Origin of the sequence: Streptomyces ambofaciens ATCC 23877 (assembly GCF_001267885.1) — a bacterium.
In the GTDB taxonomy this organism is placed as follows: domain Bacteria; phylum Actinomycetota; class Actinomycetes; order Streptomycetales; family Streptomycetaceae; genus Streptomyces; species Streptomyces ambofaciens.
The window spans coordinates 5,583,909-5,601,294 of the sequence record NZ_CP012382.1; the positions used below are offsets into that span (position 1 = coordinate 5,583,909).

The window sequence follows — 17,386 nt, forward strand, 5'->3', positions numbered from 1 at the left end:
ACCGTGCGCGTCACTCCCACGACCCCTGAGCCGCCGGCAGCCGGCCCACCTCGGCGAGATCCTGCTCGGTCAGCAGCAGCTCCGCGGCCCCCGCGTTCTCGGTCACCCAGCGATCGCGCTTGGTCCCCGGCACCGGCACCACGTGCCGCCCCTGCGCCAGCACCCAGGCCAGCGCCACCTGCGCCGGTGTCACCCCGTCGCCGTGCCGGGCGGCGATCCGGCGCAACCCGGCCACGATCGGCTGGTTGGCGGCCATCATCTCGGCGGTGAAGCGGGGGTGCCGGGCCCGCAGGTCCTCCGGTTCGAAGCCCTGGCCGGGGGTGAGCGTGCCGGTCAGGAAGCCGTTGCCGAGCGGCATCGCGGCGAGGAAGCCGACACCGCGCGAGACGCACCACGGCAGCAGCGTCCGCAGCGCCTCCGGCGACCACACCGACAGTTCGGCCTCGACCGCGCTCACCGGGAAGACCTGCTGCACCCGCTCCAGCTGCCGGACCGTCGCGTCGTGCAGCCGCGCCCCCGGGCGCCGGGCCGACCGCGCGCCGACCGCGCAGAGACCGAGCGCGCGTACCTTGCCGGCCCGCACCAGCTCCGCCATCGCGCCCCAGGTCTCCTCGACGGGTATCTCGGGGTCGGCGCGGTGCAGTTGGTAGAGGTCGATGACGTCCGTCTGCAGCCGGCGCAGCGAGGCGTCGCAGGCGCGCCGCACGTACCCGGGACGGCCGTTGGCCACGATGTGCTGGTCGCCCACCAGCAGACCGACCTTGGTCGACACGAAGGCGTCGGACCGCCGCTCCTTCAGCACCCGCCCGAGCAGCAGCTCATTGGTGAACGGGCCGTACATGTCCGCGGTGTCCAGCAGGGAGACGCCCAGGTCGAGGGCCCGGTGCACCGCCCTGATCGATTCGTCCCCCCGCTGCCGCGACGCGCTGTAGGCCCAGCTCATCGGCATGCACCCCAGTCCGACGGCCCCCACCGCGAGTGCCGTCGCGCCGATCGTCCTGCGCTCCACCTGGTCGTGACCCTCCCTCGTCAGGCCACCCAACCTAACCTCTGGCCTTCCGCGCCCCTGACATAGCCTCCTGACCATGACTGCTGACGTGTGGCTGCCCATCCCGCCGGACGAGATCGAGGACCTTCCCGAGGGCCCGGCCTACCGCTACTGGAACGGCGAGGAGGCCTTCCCCGCCGACCCGGCCGACTGCGCGTACTACGTCGTCCCCTACATGAAGCCCAGCGGGATCGGTGTGCGTCCGCTGCCCGAGATGCGCTCCGTCCAGGTCGTCCAGACCCTCTCCGCCGGCATCGACCACGTGGAGCCCGGCCTGAAGCACCTGCCCGCGGGCGTACGGCTGTGCAACGCGCGCGGAGTGCACGAGGCCAGCACCGCCGAACTCACCCTGACCCTGATACTGGCGTCGCTGCGGGGCGTCCCCGACTTCGTCCGGGCCCAGGACCGGGGCGAGTGGCTCGGCGGGTTCCGGCCCGCGCTCGCCGACCGGAAGGTGCTCATCGTCGGCTACGGCTCGATCGGCGCCGCGATCGAGGACCGGCTCGTACCGTTCGAGGTCGCGCCGGTGGTGCGCGTCGCGCGCTCCGCCCGCACCACGGCGCGCGGCCCGGTGCACCCGCTCACCGAACTCCCCGCCCTCCTCCCGGAGGCGGACGTCGTCATCCTCTCCACGCCGCTCACCGAGGCCACCCGGGGCCTGGCCGACGCGGACTTCCTGGCCCGGATGAAGGACGGCGCCCTGCTCGGCAACGTCGCCCGGGGCCCCGTCGTCGACACGAAGGCGTTGCTCACCGAACTGGAGAGCGGGCGTCTCACCGCCGCTCTCGACGTGACCGACCCCGAACCGCTGCCGCCGGGCCATCCCCTGTGGCAGGCTCCCGGCGTACTCGTCAGCCCGCACGCCGGAGGGCCGACCTCGGCGTTCCTGCCGCGCGCGAAGCGGTTGCTGGTGGACCAGTTGACCCGTTTCGTGAACCGGGAGCCGCTGCGCAACGTGATCCTTACGACAGGCGCTTAATCCGGTTTCGGTACCCTCCGCAACTCCTCGGGCGCGGTGGGTACCCGCATATTCCCTGGTCGTCACGGAGCGTAGAGAACCTATGTCCCTGAGTGACGATCCTGGTGTATCGTCCGACAGGGGATGCGCCGCGACCGTTCGGCGCCGGGGATGGACATCTCAACTGTGAGGGGGGCGACGGGCGATGCACGGCCTATGGACGAACGACCCGACGCGGCGGAGCCGCCGCCGGCGACCCTGGCGCACGACCACGACGGCGCACAGACAGGGCCGACCCGCCCACCCCGGCGGCCACGGCGGTCAACGCGGCCCTCACCGGCGCAGGCGCAGCGGCCGCAGGAGGCAGATCCAGCCGGTCCACCGCGGCCCGCGCCCCACCGGAGCGGCGCGGAACAGGGGCCTGCGGTGAGCCCGCCGCCGTCCCCCATGCCCACGCTGGACGGACGGCTGCGGACGCAGCCCCCGCCCGGCCTGCTGCCGCCCCGGCCGTCCGCCACCGTCGGCCGGCCGGCCCTCGTCCGCCAGCTCGTGCTGGCCCTGGTCTGCGCGGCCTACGCCGTCGGGTCCGCGCTCGGCTGGGGTTCGGACCACGTCGCCAAGATCATGGGGGATTTCGGGCTGAGCGCCGCGTCCGCTTCCGGCCCGCGTGGCTGCTGTTCGCCCTCTCCTCGGCGATGGCGGCCCTGGGCAATCTGGTGTGGGGGTGGTACGAGGTCGTCCTGCGTCAGCCCGTGCCCAGCCCCAGCTACGCCGACCTGTTCTTCCTGTGCTTCGCGCCGCCCGCCATCGTGGGGCTGCTGGTGCTGGCCAAGCGGCCGGTCACGAAGGCCGGCTGGATCTGCCTGGGCCTGGACGCCTGGCTGATCGGCGGCTCGCTGCTGACGCTGGCGTGGAGTCTGGCGCTCGCCCAGGCGGCGAAGGCCGGGGGCGGTACCAGCGTGGCGCACGGCGCGCTCTCGGTGGCGTACCCGCTGCTCGACATCGCCCTCGTCAGCATGGTGCTCGCCCTGCACTTCAGGCGGTCGCCCGTGGGCAGGTCGGCCATCAACACCGCCATCGGCGCGCTCGCCCTCACGGTGATGTGCGACGCCCTGTTCACCTCGCCGCTGATGCAGAGCAGCTACCGGTCCGGCCAGTTGCTCGACGCGGGCTGGTTTGCCGGGTCCCTGCTGCTCGCGTACGCCCCCTGGGCCGCGTCCAGGCGCGGCCGGACCGTGGGCGAGGAGGTGTCCGGCGGGCACACCCGCGTGGTGCGCGAGCACGTGCCCGGCCAGCGGGACACCGCCCACCACCCCCGCTCCGCCACCCACCAGCCGCCCGCGTCCGCCGCCGGTCCCGTGGCGGTGCCCGGGGCGACGTCCCCGCCCTCGCCGTCCGGCGGTGAGCGAGGCCGCTATCCGGCCGCCCGGCCCATCGCGGGCTCGCTGGCCGCACTCACGCCGTACCTCGCCGCCGCGGTCTGCACCCTGGGCATCCTCTACAACGTGCTCAACGGGCGCAGCGTCGACCGCGTGGTGCTGCTGACCGGCGGCACCGTGGTGCTCGCGCTCGTCGTGCGCCAGGGCATCATGCTGCTCGACAACATCACCCTCACCCAGGAACTGGCCCAGAAGGAGAACCACTTCCGCTCCCTGGTGCAGGGCTCCAGCGACGTCATCATGATCGCCGCGCCCAACGGCATCCTCCGCTACGTCTCGCCGGCCGCCGCCGGGGTCTACGGACGCCCCGCGGAAGAGCTCGTCGGCGGCGAACTGGCCGGGCTCATCCACCCGGAGGACCTCGGCTGCGTGGTGCACGAGGTGCGCCGCTTCCTCGCCGCCAACCCGGTCGAGGAACCCACCACGCGTATCGAGTGCCGCTTCCGCTCCGGTGACGGCGGCTGGCTCAACGTCGAGTCCACCGTCAACCGCCACCACGGCGGCCTCATCTTCAACAGCCGGGACGTGACGGAGAGAGTGCGCCTGCAGGCGCAGCTCCAGCACAACGCCGAACACGACCCGCTGACCGACCTGCCCAACCGCGCCCTGTTCACCCGGCGCGTCCAGCAGGCCCTCTCCGGCCGCCGCGCCTCGGACCGGGGTGCCGCCCTGCGCGGTACGGCGGTGCTCTTCATCGACCTCGACGGCTTCAAGGCCGTCAACGACACCATCGGGCACCAGGCCGGGGACGAGCTGCTCGTCCAGGCGGCCCGCAGACTCCACGAGGCCGTCCGCAAGGGGGACACCGCCTCCCGGCTCGGCGGCGACGAGTTCGCGGCCCTGATCGTCGGCGACGGCGCCCGGGACCGCACCGCACGCGAGGGCCACATCCTGGAACTCGCCGACCGGCTGAGGCTGACCCTCTCGCAGCCCTACCTCATCGACGGCAACGATGTCCGTGTCAACGCCTCCATCGGTGTCGCCTTCGCCGAGCCGGGCCTCGGCGCGGGGGAACTGCTGCGCAACGCCGACCTCGCGATGTACCGCGCCAAGGCGGGCGGCAAGGGGCGCGTCGAGCTCTACCGACCGCAGATGCAGCAGGACGTCGTGCGCAAGGCCGAGCTGGCCACCCGCCTGCGGGCCGCGCTGCACGACGGCGAGTTCGCGCTGCTGCACCAACCGGTGGTCTCCCTGACGGACGGCCGGATCACATCGGTCTGCGCCCAGGCCCGCTGGCGCTCCTCGCAGGGAGTGCTGTTCACCCCCGCCGAGTTCCTGCGCGTGGCCGACGAGGGCGACAAGACGGCCGAACTGGACCGCTGGGTGCTCCAGGAGGCCGTCGAGCAGGCCGCCGACCGCGCGGCGGCCGGACTTCCGGTGGCGGTGGCCATACGCATCGGCGCCCGCAGGCTCCTGGACCGCTCCATGCCGCTCGGCTCCGTGGAGGCCCTGCTGACCCGGCACGGACTGCCTCCGGGCTCTCTTGTGATCGAGCTGTCGGACATTGATCCACGGGTCGGCCTGGACGAGCTGGACCGCAGGCTGAACGCCCTGCGACGGGTGGGGGTGCGCATCGCCCTGGACGGCTTCGGTAGCGGCTACGCGGCGATCACCGCGCTCCGGCGCCTGCCCGTGGACATCCTCAAGCTCGACCGGGGCCTGGTCGAGGGTGTCGTCGAGTCGGCGCGGCTGCACAAGATCACCAGTGGTCTGCTGCGCATCGCCACCGACCTCGGGCTGAAGTCCGTGGCCGACGGGGTGGACCTGCCCGAGCAGATCGTCGCCCTGCGCGCGATGGGCTGCACGCACGGGCAGGGCATGGCGTTCTCCGGGCCGCTGGACGAGTACCGGCTGCGCAGAGCGCTCGGCACCGGCCACTACCCGATGCCGCACGGGCCGGCCGAACCGGCCTTCGCGGGCGGGGTCACGTCGGGCATGCCGGCCGTTCTGGGTGGTGGCACGACCCTCCGCTCACATAATGAGACTCCCGTCCCACCCACTTGACAGTGGGTGCGTGCCGGGGGGAGGGTCAGTGCCATGCGCACCCGAATTCTCGTACTTGGAAAGCGCGTCGGCTGAGCTGGTGATGTCCGGACCGATTCGGACTCCCAGCGACCCACACCCGGCGCGCTCCCCTCGCTTGCCTTATGGCACGAGGGGTTTTTTGTTGCACCAGCGCCGCCGGGCGACAGCCACGCACCGCCCGAAACCCCGCAGAACCTCAGCATCACCACCCTCAGCATCGAGAAGAGAATGCCGATGACCGAGCAGGCCACCGGGGCCCCTCACCCGCAGCCGCGGCCCCGTACCGGAGGACAGTCCGCCCCCGAGCACGTCACGGGTGCGCAGTCCCTCATCCGCTCTCTCGAGGAGGTCGGCGCCGACACGGTATTCGGCATTCCCGGCGGCTGCATCCTCCCGGCGTACGACCCGCTGATGGACTCCACCAAGGTCCGCCACGTCCTGGTCCGGCACGAGCAGGGCGCCGGCCACGCGGCCGAGGGCTACGCCCAGGCGACCGGCAAGGTCGGCGTCTGCATGGCGACCTCGGGTCCCGGCGCCACCAACCTGGTCACCCCGCTCGCCGACGCCCACATGGACTCGGTGCCGATGGTCGCCATCACCGGGCAGGTGGCCTCCTCGGCCATCGGCACGGACGCCTTCCAGGAGGCGGACATCGTCGGCATCAGCATGCCGATCACCAAGCACAACTTCCTGGTCACCAAGGCCGAGGACATCCCCCGGGTGATCGCGCAGGCGTTCCACATCGCCTCCACCGGCCGTCCCGGCCCGGTCCTCGTCGACATCGCCAAGGACGCCCTCCAGGCGAAGACGACGTTCTCCTGGCCGCCGGTCATGGACCTGCCCGGCTACCGCCCGGTGACCAAGCCGCACGCCAAGCAGATCCGCGAGGCCGCCAAGCTGATCACCGCCGCCAGGCGGCCGGTCCTCTACGTCGGCGGCGGCGTGCTCAAGGCCCGGGCCACCGCCGAGCTGAAGGTCCTCGCCGAACTCACCGGCGCGCCCGTCACCACCACCCTGATGGCGCTCGGCGCGTTCCCCGACAGCCACCCGCTGCACGTGGGGATGCCGGGCATGCACGGTGCGGTCACCGCCGTCACCGCGCTGCAGAAGGCCGACCTGATCGTCGCCCTCGGCGCCCGCTTCGACGACCGCGTCACCGGCAAGCTGGACAGCTTCGCCCCGCACGCCAAGATCGTCCACGCCGACATCGACCCGGCCGAGATCGGCAAGAACCGCGCCGCCGACGTGCCGATCGTCGGTGACGCCCGCGAGGTCATCGCCGACCTGATCCAGGCCGTGCAGAAGGAGCACGCCGAGGGCGGCCGCGGCGACTACAGCGCCTGGTGGAAGGACCTCAGCCGCTGGCGCGACACCTACCCCCTGGGCTACGACCAGCCCGAGGACGGTTCGCTCTCCCCGCAGCAGGTCATCGAGCGCATCGGGCAGCTCGCCCCCGAGGGCACCGTCTTCACGGCGGGCGTCGGCCAGCACCAGATGTGGGCCGCGCACTTCATCCAGTACGACAAGCCCGCCACCTGGCTGAACTCCGGCGGCGCCGGGACCATGGGCTACGCCGTCCCCGCCGCCATGGGCGCCAAGGCCGGCGCACCCGGGCGGACCGTCTGGGCGATCGACGGCGACGGCTGCTTCCAGATGACCAATCAGGAGCTGGCCACCTGCGCCCTGAACAACATCCCGATCAAGGTCGCCATCATCAACAACGGCGCCCTCGGGATGGTCCGCCAGTGGCAGACCCTGTTCTACAACCAGCGCTACTCCAACACGGTCCTGCACTCCGGACCCGAGGACGTCGACCCGGCGGCGCGCGGCACCCGCATCCCCGACTTCGTGAAGCTGTCGGAGGCCATGGGCTGCTACGCCATCCGCTGCGAGGACCCCGCCGACCTCGACAAGGTCATCGAGGAGGCGAACTCCGTCAACGACCGTCCCGTCGTCGTCGACTTCATCGTCCACGAGGACGCGATGGTCTGGCCGATGGTCGCCGCCGGCACCTCCAACGACGAGATCATGGCCGCCCGGGACGTCCGCCCCGACTTCGGCGACAACGAAGACGACTGAGAGCCGTAAAGGAAGCAGCCCATGTCCAAGCACACGCTCTCCGTCCTGGTGGAGAACAAGCCGGGCATCCTGGCCCGGATCGCCGCCCTCTTCTCCCGCCGCGGCTTCAACATCGACTCGCTCGCGGTCGGCGTCACCGAGCACCCCGACATCTCCCGCATCACCATCGTCGTGGGGGTGGAGGAGCTGCCGCTGGAGCAGGTGACCAAGCAGCTCAACAAGCTGGTCGAGGTCCTGAAGATCGTCGAGCTGGAGCCGGCCCACGCCGTCCAGCGCGAACTCGTCCTGGTGAAGGTGCGCTCCGACAACGAGACGCGCTCCCAGATCGTCGAGATCGTCCAGCTCTTCCGCGCCAAGACCGTCGACGTCTCCCCGGAGGCCGTCACCATCGAGGCCACCGGCAGCAGCGACAAGCTGTCCGCCATGCTCAGGATGCTGGAACCGTACGGCATCAAGGAGCTGGTCCAGTCCGGCACGATCGCCATCGGCCGCGGCGCCCGTTCGATCACGGACCGTTCGCTGCGCGCGCTCGACCGGTCCGCATAACGACGGAAACGGGCGGCCGGCCCGACCCGGCCGCCCGCATTCCGAGACCCCGAGACTTCCCTTCCCCCCACCGGCATACGGTGGGACGCGACACCTGCACACAAGGAGAGAACCCAGTGGCCGAGCTGTTCTACGACGCCGACGCCGACCTGTCCATCATCCAGGGCCGCAAGGTCGCGGTCATCGGGTACGGCAGCCAGGGCCACGCCCACGCCCTGTCGCTGCGCGACTCCGGCGTCGACGTGCGCGTCGGTCTGCACGAGGGCTCCAAGTCCAAGGCCAAGGCCGAGGAGCAGGGCCTGCGCGTGGTGAGCCCGTCCGAGGCCGCCGCCGAGGCCGACGTCATCATGATCCTCGTCCCGGACCCGATCCAGGCCCAGGTCTACGAGGAGCACATCAAGGACAACCTGAAGGACGGCGACGCGCTGTTCTTCGGCCACGGCCTCAACATCCGCTTCGGCTTCATCAAGCCCCCGGCCGGCGTGGACGTCTGCATGGTCGCCCCCAAGGGCCCGGGCCACCTGGTGCGCCGTCAGTACGAGGAGGGCCGCGGCGTTCCCTGTATCGCCGCCGTCGAGCAGGACGCCTCGGGCAACGCCTTCGCGCTGGCCCTGTCGTACGCGAAGGGCATCGGCGGCACCCGCGCCGGCGTCATCAAGACGACCTTCACCGAGGAGACCGAGACCGACCTCTTCGGCGAGCAGGCCGTGCTGTGCGGCGGCACCGCCGCGCTGGTCAAGGCGGGCTTCGAGACGCTGACCGAGGCCGGTTACCAGCCGGAGATCGCCTACTTCGAGTGCCTGCACGAGCTGAAGCTCATCGTGGACCTCATGTACGAGGGCGGCCTGGAGAAGATGCGCTGGTCGATCTCCGAGACCGCCGAGTGGGGCGACTACGTCACCGGCCCGCGGATCATCACCGACGCCACCAAGGCCGAGATGAAGAAGGTCCTCGCCGAGATCCAGGACGGCACCTTCGCCAAGAACTGGATGGACGAGTACCACGGCGGTCTGAAGAAGTACAACGAGTACAAGCAGCAGGACTCCGAGCACCTGCTGGAGACCACCGGCAAGCAGCTGCGCAAGCTGATGAGCTGGGTCGACGAGGAGGCGTAAGCCGCCCGCCCGAAGGGGCCGGAGCATCCCGCTCCGGCCCCTTCGGCGAACCCGGGGTAACGTCGTGCACGACGGCGTTGTCCACCCCGTCCAGCCACGGACGGGTGATCCTTCCGAAGAGGCGCAGGACGACCCCCGTCACGCCACTAGACTTCTGCCCAACATACGCGTCAGGCCCACAGCGTCGTGCGTCTTCCACGCGGTAGCCAACCTCCACCGCCTGCGGCCGTCGGGACGGCCGTCCGCATTGGACTTGTGAGGACTCACGTGAGCTCGAAACCCGTCGTACTCATCGCTGAAGAGCTGTCGCCCGCGACCGTGGACGCGCTTGGCCCCGACTTCGAGATCCGCCAGTGCAACGGCGCGGACCGGGCCGAACTGCTCCCCGCCATCGCCGACGTGGACGCGATCCTGGTCCGCTCCGCGACCAAGGTCGACGCCGAGGCCATCGCCGCCGCGAAGAAGCTCAAGGTCGTCGCCCGCGCCGGTGTCGGTCTGGACAACGTGGACGTCTCCGCCGCCACCAAGGCCGGCGTGATGGTGGTCAACGCCCCGACCTCCAACATCGTGACCGCCGCCGAGCTGGCCTGCGGTCTCCTCGTCGCCACCGCCCGCAACATCCCGCAGGCCAACGCCGCGCTGAAGAACGGCGAGTGGAAGCGCAGCAAGTACACCGGTGTCGAGCTGGCCGAGAAGACCCTCGGTGTCGTGGGCCTCGGCCGCATCGGCGCCCTCGTCGCGCAGCGCATGTCGGCCTTCGGCATGAAGGTCGTCGCCTACGACCCCTACGTGCAGCCCGCGCGGGCCGCGCAGATGGGCGTCAAGGTCCTGTCGCTGGACGAGCTGCTCGAGGTCTCCGACTTCATCACCGTCCACCTCCCCAAGACCCCCGAGACCCTCGGCCTGATCGGCGACGAGGCGCTGCGCAAGGTCAAGCCGAGCGTCCGCATCGTCAACGCCGCGCGCGGCGGCATCGTCGACGAGGAGGCGCTGTACTCGGCGCTCAAGGAGGGCCGCGTCGCCGGCGCGGGCCTGGACGTGTACGCCAAGGAGCCGTGCACCGACTCCCCGCTGTTCGAGTTCGACCAGGTCGTCTGCACCCCGCACCTCGGTGCCTCCACCGACGAGGCCCAGGAGAAGGCCGGCATCGCCGTCGCCAAGTCGGTGCGCCTCGCCCTCGCCGGTGAGCTGGTCCCCGACGCGGTGAACGTCCAGGGCGGCGTCATCGCCGAGGACGTCAAGCCCGGCCTGCCGCTCGCCGAGCGCCTCGGCCGCATCTTCACCGCGCTCGCCGGTGAGGTCGCCGTCCGCCTCGACGTCGAGGTCTACGGCGAGATCACCCAGCACGACGTGAAGGTGCTGGAGCTCTCCGCCCTCAAGGGCGTCTTCGAGGACGTCGTCGACGAGACCGTGTCCTACGTCAACGCCCCGCTCTTCGCCCAGGAGCGCGGTGTGGAGGTCCGGCTGACCACCAGCTCGGAGTCGCCGGAGCACCGCAACGTCGTCACGGTCCGCGGCACCCTCTCGGACGGCGAGGAGGTGTCGGTCTCCGGCACGCTGGCCGGCCCGAAGCACCTCCAGAAGATCGTCGCAGTCGGCGAGTACGACGTCGACCTCGCCCTCGCCGACCACATGCTGGTCCTGCGCTACGAGGACCGTCCCGGCGTCGTCGGCACCGTCGGCCGCGTCATCGGCGAGGCCGGTATCAACATCGCCGGCATGCAGGTCGCCCGCGCGACGGTGGGCGGCGAGGCGCTGGCCGTGCTGACCGTCGACGACACCGTGCCCGCCGGGGTGCTGGCCGAGGTCGCGGCGGAGATCGGGGCCACGTCGGCCCGGTCGGTGAACCTGGTCTGACGTGACCCGGGGGCTCGGGCCCCCGAACTCCCGTTCGCTCCGAACGGGTTCGTCCTCACACGCCGGACGGGCTGGGATGTCCAGCCTGTCCGGCGTTCTCCGTTTCCACGGCCGCGTCCTGGCGGACCCGGATGTGCCGCAGTCCGGCCGCCGCCACCCCGGCCGCCGCGACGAGCAGCAACGCCGCGGCGACCGCGGCGCCCCGCATGCCGTCGGTGAACGCCTCCCGGGCCGCCGCCGCCAGGGCGTCCCCCGCGCGCCCCGGCGACTCGGCCGCCACGGCCAGCGCGCCGCCCAGGGTCTCCTGCGCCGGAGCGGGGGCGTTCGACGGCATGCCGTGGCGGTAGAGGGCCGTGCCGATGGAACCGAGGGCGGCCATGCCCAGGGCGCCGCCGAACTCGGTGCCCGTCTCCAGCAGTGAGGACGCGGACCCGGCCTTCTCGACCGGGGCCGAACCCAGGGCCAGGTCGGTGAGCTGGGACATCACGATGACGATGCCGGCGGCCAGGACACCGCACGCCGCCAGCACCACCCACAGCGAGTCCGTGCCGGCCAGAGCCAGCAGCCCGTAGCCGGCCGCCGCGATGAGGAAGCCGGCCGTCACCACGTGCGCGCGCTCGACGCCCCGCTGGACCAACTGGGCGGCGACGGGCGCGGCGACGCCGATGAGCACCGACGGCAGCAGGCTCCACAGCGCGGCTTCCAGCGAGCTCTTGCCCAGGACCGACTGCAGGTACTGGGTGGTGAAGAACGCCGAGCCCATCATGCCGAGGGCCGACACGGTGTTGAGGACGAGCGCCGGGGTGAAGCCGTGCCCGCGGAAGAGGGCCGGGGAGATCATCGGCGAGGCCGAAGTGCGCTGACGCTGCACGAAGAGCGCGGCGAACAGCAGGCCGACGGTGATCGAGACGACGTAGCGGACGTTCCAGCCCTCGGCGGCCAGTTCCTTCAGGCCGTAGATCACGGGCAGGACCGCCACCAGCGACAGGGGGACGCTCAGCAGGTCGAAGCGGCCGGGGGAGGGGTTCTTCGACTCGGGGAGCAGCAGCGGGCCGAGGACCAGCAGCAGCGCCATCGCGGGCAGGTTGACCAGGAAGACGGAGCCCCACCAGAAGTGCTCGACGAGCACGCCGCTCATCACCGAGCCCAGGGCGATCCCGGCCGTCATCACCCCGGACCACAGCCCGATCGCCTTGGCCCGCTGGGCGGGGTCGGTGAACATCGTGCGGACGAGCGCCATCGTGGTCGGCATCAGCGTCGCACCGCCGATGCCGAGGAGCGCGCGGGCCGCGATCAGGGCCTCGGCGCTGTGCGCGTAGGCCGCGCCCAGCGAGGCGGTGCCGAAGGCCGCCGCACCGACGAGGAGCAGCCTGCGCCGGCCGATGCGGTCGCCCAGCGCACCCATCGTCATCAGCAGGCCGGCGAGGACGAAGCCGTAGATGTCGAAGATCCACAGCTGCTGGGTGCCGCTCGGTTCCAGGTCCGCGCTGATCTCCGGGATCGCGAAGTAGAGGACGGAGACGTCCATCGAGACCAGGAGGAGCGGAAGCATCAGGACGGTCAGCGCCGTCCACTCGCGGCGGCCTGCGCGAGCCGGGTTCGTTGTCATGGCGGTGACTGTACGCACGTCTTATACGGGTGTCTAGTACGCACGTATAGGACGGTTGTATGGATCGAGGGGTAGGGTGACGCCATGGGACACCGTGAGGATCTGCTCGACGGCGCGAAGCGCTGTCTGCTCGCCAAGGGGTTCGCGCGCACGACCGCCCGCGACATCGTCAGGGAGTCGGGGACCAACCTGGCGTCCATCGGGTACCACTACGGCTCCAAGGACGCGCTGCTCGCGCAGGCCTACGTGGCGCTGGTCGAGGGGATGGGCGACTCCTTCGAGGGGGACGGGACCGCGCGCAGCACCACCGCGCCCGGCTCGACCGAGCGGTTCCGGGAGGTGTGGGCCAACATCATCGGGACCATGCGGGAGCCGGGCTCGATCTGGCGGCTCAGCATGGAGGCCCTGGTCATGGGCGACCGGATGCCCGAGGTGCGCGACCATCTGGCGCGGGCCCAGCGGGAAGCGGGGCGCGGTCTCGTTCCCCTACTCATGGGCGGGCGCGAGGAGGACGTCTCCGACGAGACGGCGGACACGGTCGGCATGTTCTACGTGACCCTGATGACGGGCCTCATCGCGCAGTGGACCTTCGACCCGAAGAGCGCGCCGGAGGCCGGAGCCCTGGCCGAGGGCCTGCGCCGGGTGGTCGAGGCCGCTACAGGCGGTGCGCCTTGAGCGCCATGTGCAGCAGCAGCCGGTCCTCTCCGTCGTCCAGGTCGAGACCTGTGAGCTGCTCGACGCGGGAGAGGCGGTAGTACAGCGTCTGCCGGTGGATGCCGAGCTCCGCGGCGGTGCGGCCGGCCTGCCCCGCGCAGTCGAGGTAGACCACGGCGGTGCGGACCAGCTCGCGGTGGGCGGGGGCGAGCAGCACCCGCACGGCGGGGTCCTGCGCGGCGTGCTCGGGCAGTGCGGTCAGCAGGCGGAACGCCCCGATGGACGTCCACTCGGCGACCGGCCCGAACCGGCTCTCGGCGCGCGCCGCCCGGGCCGCGGCCGACGCCTCCCGCCAGGCGGCCCCCAGCTCGGCCAGCCCGGTCCGCGGAGCCGAGACCCCCGCCGCCGGGGCCGTGGCGCCGGCGCCCGCCCGCTCCAGCAGCCGTCCCGCCGCCGAGGTCGCCGGGCTCGTGACGTCCGCCGAGCGCAGCCGGACCAGCAGCGCCAGCGACTGGCCCGACGCCCCCCACGGCACGGTGCACAGCGCCGTCGCCCCCGGCACCGTGCGGACCGAGGGCGCGTCGTCGGGGTCGGCCGACGGCCAGGGGGCCACGCACACCACCGCGTGCGAGGTGTGCGCGCGCGAGCCGAGGGCGGTGCGCAGTTCGGCCACGGCCATGTCCCGCTGCCAGTCGCGGTCGGCGGTCAGTACCGCCCGCAGCTCCCGGCTGAGGTCCGCCCCGTGCTGCGCCTCGTCCGCGAGCAGCGCGCCGATCCGGACGGTGACCGCCATGGCGGCCGTCAGCTGCCGCTCGGTCGGACCCGGTTCGGTGTCCAGGAGCCACACGTACCCGAGAACGACGCCCCGGTGCCGTACCGGCAGGCAGGTGCGCCCCCGGTACACCCCCGCCTCCGGCGTCGGCGGGATCCGGACCGGCCCGGTCGCGCGGGTGATGCCGAAGCCCTCGAACCAGGCCCGGACGGCCGCGGTGGAGCGCCGGGTCAGGATCGAGCGGGTGCGCACCGGGTCCAGGGCGGACGGATCGAGGTCGCCCTCGCTGTCGTACGCGCCGAAGGCGATCAGTTCGAAGTCGCGGTTCTCCAGGGTCGCCGGCGCGCCCAGCAGCTCGGAGATCTCGTCGACCAGCTCCTGATAGTCACCACTGGTACCTCCCGAACCTCTGGAATCCGACGTCACCCGGGCATTCTGCCGCATTTGCGCGCGCCCTTCATACATCTGTCTGAGATCCGCGGCACGGATGCGTGACAGCTGTCGATGGCCGACGATCGGGGGGATCCTTAGATTTCACGGTGGTTCTCCGTGCCGTCCCCCGTTCGTCGGGCGGCGGCCTCGTGTTGGTCGGTAAGTGGAGGTGCCCCGTGCTGGGTCCCGTGATTCTCGCCGCGTCGCGCAGCGACCGGATGCGTCGTCTGGTCTCGGCCGCGCCCGTGACCAAGCCGGTCGTCGACCGGTTCATCCCCGGCGAGACGGTCGACGAGATCGTTCCGATCGTCCGGGACCTCACCGACCAGGGCCTGGAACTGACGATGGACGTCGTCGGCGAGGACATCACCAGCCCCGCGCAGGCCGAGGCCGCCCGCGACGCCTACCTGGAGCTGATCGACCGGCTGAAGCCGCTGGAGCTCGGCACCCGCGCCGAGATGTCGGTGAAGCTGTCCATGTTCGGCCAGGCGCTGGACGGCGGGCACGAGCTGGCCCAGAAGAACGTCCGCCCGGTCGTCGAGGCCGCCGCCGAGATCGGCACCACGGTCACCCTCGACGCCGAGGACCACACCACCCTCGACTCGATGTTCGCGATCCACGACGAGCTGCGCAAGGACTTCCCGCAGACCGGCTGCGTCATCCAGGCCTACCTCTTCCGCACCGAGGCCGACGCGCGCCGGCTCGCCGACAGCGGCTCTCGCGTACGGTTGGTGAAGGGCGCCTACAAGGAGCCCGCCGAAGTCGCCTACCAGCAGCGCCACGAGATCGACAAGGCCTACGTGCGCATCCTGCGGACCCTGATGGAGGGCGAGGGCTACCCGATGATCGGGTCCCACGACCCGCGTCTGATCTCCATCGCCCAGGAACTGGCCCGTACCGCCGGGCGCAAGCTCGACGAGTACGAGTTCCAGATGCTCTACGGCATCCGCGGCGACGAGCACCTGCGGCTCGCCGCCGAGGGGCACCGCATGCGCGTCTACACCGCCTACGGCACCGACTGGTACGGCTACTTCATGCGCCGTCTGGCGGAGAAGCCGGCCAACCTCCGGTTCTTCGCCCGCTCGATGGTCACCAAGGGCTGAGCCCGCACCCGCTCGCACAACCCGCTGAAGTCAAGGAGTTACGGAACCCATGGACGCTGTGACCCAGGTCCCCACCCCCGTCAACGAGCCGGTGCACGGCTACGCCCCCGGTTCGCCCGAGCGCGCCCGTCTGGAGGCCAAGCTCCGCGAGCTGGCCGACAACCCGATCGACCTGCCCTGCACCATCGGCGGCGTCAAGCGGATGGGCGGCGGCGACCGCTTCGACGTCGTGCAGCCGCACAACCACAAGGCCCGCCTGGGTACGTACGCGAACGCCACCCAGCAGGACGCCCAGGACGCGATCGACGCCGCCCTGGCCGCCGCCCCGGCGTGGCGCGCGATGTCCTTCGACGACCGCGCGGCGATCATCCTGCGCGCCGCCGAGCTGCTGTCCGGCCCGTGGCGCGAGACCATCGCCGCCTCCACCATGCTCGGCCAGTCCAAGACGGCCCAGCAGGCCGAGATCGACAGCCCCTGCGAGCTGGTCGACTTCTGGCGCTTCAACGTCCACTACGCCCGCCAGATCCTGGCCGAGCAGCCGCCGGCCAACTCGCCGGGCGTGTGGAACCGCATGGACCACCGCCCGCTGGAGGGCTTCGTCTACGCGATCACGCCCTTCAACTTCAGCGCGATCGCGGCCAACCTGCCCACCGCCCCGGCCCTGATGGGCAACGTCGTGGTGTGGAAGCCGTCCCCGACGCAGACCCACGCCGCCGTGCTGCTCATGCAGCTGCTGGAGGAGGCCGGGCTGCCCAAGGGCGTCATCAACCTCGTCACCGGCGACGGCATCGCGGTCTCCGAGGTGGCGCTGGAGCACCGCGACCTCGCGGGCATCCACTTCACCGGTTCGACCCCCACCTTCCAGCACCTGTGGAAGACGGTCGGCAACAACATCGAGAAGTACCGCACCTACCCGCGGCTGGTCGGCGAGACCGGCGGCAAGGACTTCCTGGTCGCCCACCCGTCGGCCGACCGCGCGGTGCTCAAGACCGCGCTGACCCGCGGCGCCTTCGAGTACCAGGGCCAGAAGTGCAGCGCCACCTCCCGCGCCTACATCCCGGCGTCCATCTGGAACGACGGCTTCAAGGAGGAGTTCGCCGCCGAGGTCGACTACCTCACCATGGGTGACGTCACCGACCTGTCGAACTTCATGGGCGCCGTCATCGACGAGCGGTCCTTCGCCAAGAACAAGGCCGCCATCGACCGCGCCAAGGCCGACGACACCTGCACGATCGTCGCGGGCGGCTCCTACGACGACTCGGTCGGCTACTTCGTGCGCCCGACCGTCGTCGAGTGCACCGACCCGGAGAACGAGGTGTTCCGCACCGAGTACTTCGGCCCGTTCCTCGCCGTGTACGTGTACGACGACAGCAAGGCCGACGCGTACGACGAGATGCTGACCCAGATGGAGTCGGTCTCCGACTACGCCCTCACCGGCTCGGTCATCTCGGGCGACCGCGCGGCGGCGGCGTACACGATGGAGAAGCTGCGCTACGCGGCCGGCAACTTCTACATCAACGACAAGTCGACCGGCGCCGTGGTCGGCCAGCAGCCCTTCGGCGGTGGCCGCGCCTCCGGCACCAACGACAAGGCCGGCGCCCCGCAGAACCTGATGCGCTGGACCCTGACCCGCGCCATCAAGGAGACGCTGGTCGCCCCGACCGACTACGCGTACCCGCACATGGGCTGACGCCCACCCCGCGCCGCACGGGCCAGGTCCTCCCCGGACCTGGCCCGTCCGCGTGTCCG

Annotated in this window: 12 protein-coding genes; 9 read left to right on the forward strand and 3 right to left on the reverse strand. The window is 71.5% G+C overall.

Annotation, left to right across the window (positions count from 1 at the left end):
• Positions 1–10: 10 nt before the first annotated feature.
• Positions 11–1,009 (reverse strand): aldo/keto reductase, encoded by a 999-nt coding sequence (locus tag SAM23877_RS24960; protein ID WP_053142851.1) that lies wholly within the window; start codon positions 1,007–1,009, stop codon positions 11–13.
• A 76-nt stretch (positions 1,010–1,085) separates the two neighbouring features.
• On the opposite strand from SAM23877_RS24960, the gene SAM23877_RS24965 reads away from it, so the two are divergent.
• The 6 genes from SAM23877_RS24965 to serA all read left to right on the forward strand — a co-directional run bounded on the left by SAM23877_RS24965 (position 1,086) and on the right by serA (position 11,067).
• A complete protein-coding gene (locus SAM23877_RS24965) occupies positions 1,086–2,027 on the forward strand; it encodes a 2-hydroxyacid dehydrogenase (protein ID WP_079030416.1) in 942 nt (313 codons plus the stop codon).
• Positions 2,028–2,701: 674 nt separating this feature from the next.
• A complete protein-coding gene (locus SAM23877_RS24970) occupies positions 2,702–5,449 on the forward strand; it encodes a putative bifunctional diguanylate cyclase/phosphodiesterase (protein WP_425314766.1) in 2,748 nt (915 codons plus the stop codon).
• A 249-nt stretch (positions 5,450–5,698) separates the two neighbouring features.
• Complete coding sequence (locus SAM23877_RS24975) at positions 5,699–7,549, forward strand: acetolactate synthase large subunit (RefSeq protein WP_053137481.1); 1,851 nt, start codon at positions 5,699–5,701, stop codon at positions 7,547–7,549.
• Positions 7,550–7,570: 21 nt separating this feature from the next.
• Positions 7,571–8,095, forward strand: a complete 525-nt coding sequence (gene ilvN / locus SAM23877_RS24980; protein WP_053137484.1) for an acetolactate synthase small subunit — start codon at positions 7,571–7,573, stop codon at positions 8,093–8,095.
• Positions 8,096–8,211: 116 nt separating this feature from the next.
• On the forward strand, positions 8,212–9,210 hold the full coding sequence (gene ilvC / locus SAM23877_RS24985) for a ketol-acid reductoisomerase (RefSeq protein WP_053137487.1): 999 nt from the start codon (positions 8,212–8,214) through the stop codon (positions 9,208–9,210).
• A gap of 267 nt (positions 9,211–9,477) precedes the next feature.
• A complete protein-coding gene (serA, locus tag SAM23877_RS24990; protein ID WP_053137490.1) occupies positions 9,478–11,067 on the forward strand; it encodes a phosphoglycerate dehydrogenase in 1,590 nt (529 codons plus the stop codon).
• A 55-nt stretch (positions 11,068–11,122) separates the two neighbouring features.
• Here serA and SAM23877_RS24995 read toward each other — a convergent pair whose 3' ends face one another.
• Positions 11,123–12,676 carry an MFS transporter gene (locus SAM23877_RS24995; protein WP_174532254.1) on the reverse strand — a complete coding sequence of 518 codons (1,554 nt, stop codon included), beginning with the start codon at positions 12,674–12,676 and terminating at the stop codon, positions 11,123–11,125.
• A gap of 84 nt (positions 12,677–12,760) precedes the next feature.
• Here SAM23877_RS24995 and SAM23877_RS25000 point away from each other — a divergent pair, with 84 nt between their 5' ends.
• Positions 12,761–13,351: a TetR/AcrR family transcriptional regulator gene (locus SAM23877_RS25000; RefSeq protein WP_053137496.1), complete on the forward strand. Its 591-nt coding sequence runs from the start codon at positions 12,761–12,763 to the stop codon at positions 13,349–13,351.
• Here the strand turns inward: SAM23877_RS25000 and SAM23877_RS25005 are convergent.
• Positions 13,332–14,546 (reverse strand): PucR family transcriptional regulator, encoded by a 1,215-nt coding sequence (locus SAM23877_RS25005; protein ID WP_053137499.1) that lies wholly within the window; start codon positions 14,544–14,546, stop codon positions 13,332–13,334. The genes SAM23877_RS25000 and SAM23877_RS25005 overlap by 20 nt on opposite strands.
• A gap of 164 nt (positions 14,547–14,710) precedes the next feature.
• Here SAM23877_RS25005 and SAM23877_RS25010 point away from each other — a divergent pair, with 164 nt between their 5' ends.
• Both SAM23877_RS25010 and pruA read left to right on the forward strand, forming a co-directional pair.
• Positions 14,711–15,637, forward strand: a complete 927-nt coding sequence (locus SAM23877_RS25010; protein ID WP_053137503.1) for a proline dehydrogenase family protein — start codon at positions 14,711–14,713, stop codon at positions 15,635–15,637.
• Positions 15,638–15,686: 49 nt separating this feature from the next.
• Positions 15,687–17,327, forward strand: coding sequence for an L-glutamate gamma-semialdehyde dehydrogenase (gene pruA, locus SAM23877_RS25015; protein ID WP_053137506.1), 1,641 nt, complete (start codon positions 15,687–15,689; stop codon positions 17,325–17,327).
• Positions 17,328–17,386 lie beyond the last annotated feature (59 nt).